Here is a 1,630-nt window from a genome sequence, read left to right on the forward strand (position 1 = left end):
ACTTTACGTGGCGCTTTGGCGATAATCGCATCGGAGATAAAGTCTTTACGGGTGCGGTTAGATTCCACAATCGCATTAATCAGGTTATTTGGCACATCGTCGTAGTTTGCCAGTAACTGCTTCGTATCTTTCGGTAAGCAGTACCCACCGTAACCAAAGGATGGGTTATTGTAATGGCTGCCGATACGCGGGTCTAAAGAGACCCCTTCAATGATTTGACGCGCATTTAAGCCACGGCTTTCTGCGTAGGTGTCTAACTCATTGAAGTACGCGACACGCATCGCTAAGAAAGTGTTCGCAAACAGTTTGATGGCTTCCGCTTCAGTACCATCAGTGAACAGCACCGGGACGTCTTTCTTAATCGCGCCTTCTAACAATAAGTCGGCAAAGATTTGGGCACGTTCAGAACGCTCACCCACTACAATACGGGATGGGTACAGGTTATCCCACAGGGCGCGACCTTCACGCAAGAACTCTGGGGAGAAAATCACGTTAGTGTAGCCAAACTCTTCACGCAGACGCGCAGTAAAGCCCACTGGAATGGTGGATTTGACGATAATCGTGGCGTCTGGGTTCAGTTTGTTCACATCATGAATGACGGACTCGACTGAATTGGTGTTGAAGTAGTTAGTTTTTGGGTCGTAATCTGTAGGGGTGGCAACAATCACGTATTGCGCGCCAGTATAGGCTTCGACTTTATCTTCGGTCGCACGGAAGTTCAGCTGTTTTTCCGTTAAAAACTGTTCGATTTCAGTGTCGATAATCGGGGATTGCTTATTGTTCAGCATCGCCACTTTTTCAGGGATGATATCGACCGCCACCACTTCGTGGTGTTGTGACAGTAACATGGCGTTAGACAGACCGACGTAGCCGGTCCCTGCGATTGCTATTTTCAAACTTGCCTCTCAAATCCTTCTGCGGATATTACAGGTGGTAGATGATATTGATGATCGGTATTAGCGGTGGTAATACGATTTATACCAGTCAACAAACGCCTGAACACCCTGCTCAATAGAAACGTGTGGGCGATAACCAGTGACATTAAATAAGTCTTCGGTGTCTGCCCATGTCGTGTAAACATCACCCGCTTGCATTGGTAAGAAGTTCTTAATGGCTTCTTTCCCTAATGCCTTTTCCAATGCCGAAATAAAATCGATCAGCTTCACAGGCTGTCCGTTACCAATATTATAAATGCGGTAAGGAGCGCTGCTTTGCGCTGGCGAATCTGAATGATTTTGCGGATCTGCTTGTGGGATTATATCTGAAATACGAATAACACCTTCAACAATATCATCAATGAACGTGAAATCACGGCTCAGATTGCCATTATTATAAACATCGATGGGCTCACCCGCTAAGATAGCCTTGGTGAATTTAAACAACGCCATATCTGGGCGCCCCCATGGACCATACACAGTGAAGAAGCGTAAACCCGTTGTCGGAAGTTGATACAAGTGTGAATAGGAATGCGCCATCAGCTCATTGGCTTTTTTGGTTGCCGCATACAATGAAACAGGGTGATCGGTTGGCATGTCAGTCGTAAATGGCATTTTATCTGTCACGCCATACACGGAACTTGAAGAGGCATACACTAAATGCTTCACTTTCGCTTGGCGGCAACCTTCTAAAA

General features: G+C 46.3%; 2 protein-coding genes. Both read right to left on the bottom strand.

Annotated elements, in window-relative coordinates; all coding sequences use genetic code 11:
- The coding region (locus PR795_RS18050; protein ID WP_272516985.1) for a nucleotide sugar dehydrogenase at nt 1-896 on the bottom strand (896 nt) is incomplete at its 3' end.
- Nucleotides 897-956: 60 nt separating this feature from the next.
- Nucleotides 957-1,630: NAD-dependent epimerase/dehydratase family protein (locus PR795_RS18055; RefSeq protein ID WP_272516986.1), on the bottom strand; the 674-nt coding region annotated here is incomplete at its 5' end.

This window comes from Providencia sp. PROV209 (assembly GCF_028479485.1).
Taxonomy (GTDB): Bacteria; Pseudomonadota; Gammaproteobacteria; order Enterobacterales; family Enterobacteriaceae; genus Providencia; species Providencia alcalifaciens.